The sequence below is a fragment of the Kitasatospora sp. NPDC059803 genome (assembly GCF_042732255.1).
Taxonomy (GTDB): Bacteria; Actinomycetota; Actinomycetes; order Streptomycetales; family Streptomycetaceae; genus Kitasatospora.
Genome location: NZ_JBHWIJ010000056.1, coordinates 25,506 through 25,913 on the forward strand (window position 1 = coordinate 25,506; position 408 = coordinate 25,913).

Annotated in this window: 1 protein-coding gene; it reads left to right on the forward strand. The window is 76.0% G+C overall.

The window, feature by feature from the left end:
- The first annotated feature begins 105 nt into the window (after positions 1-105).
- Positions 106-309: a hypothetical protein gene (locus tag ACFV6I_RS12505; protein ID WP_380424962.1), complete on the forward strand. Its 204-nt coding sequence runs from the start codon at positions 106-108 to the stop codon at positions 307-309.
- Positions 310-408: the final 99 nt, after the last annotated feature.

A 408-nucleotide genomic window follows, 5' to 3' on the forward strand; every position in this document is an offset into this window, starting at 1 on the left:
CTCACGCGCGGCGAGGGGCCCCGCGCGCCCCCCCCCCCCCCCCCGGGGGGGGGGGGCCCCCCCCGGGGGGGGGCCCCCCCCACGGACGCCACCTCGTGGGCCGCGGTGGACCACGACGGCCGCCAGGAGGACCGGTTCACGGTCTCGCAGTACGGGCCTCGCCGACTCTGGGACGAGATCGAGAAGGCCCACGGCTGGTGGGAGAAGGCCGACCGACCGGGCCCGGACCGGTTCGGGCTCCGGATCGTCGGCGACGAGCAGCAGGTCTTCCTCGACGGCCCGACCACCGTCATCAGCCGGGTGTCGTAGGACGAGGCCCCTCCCGGGCCCGCCCGGCGGTCGGGACAAAAACGGGCGTCACCACAGAAGGTGAGGGTGGGGTGGGGGGGAGTGGTGTCAGAACGAACT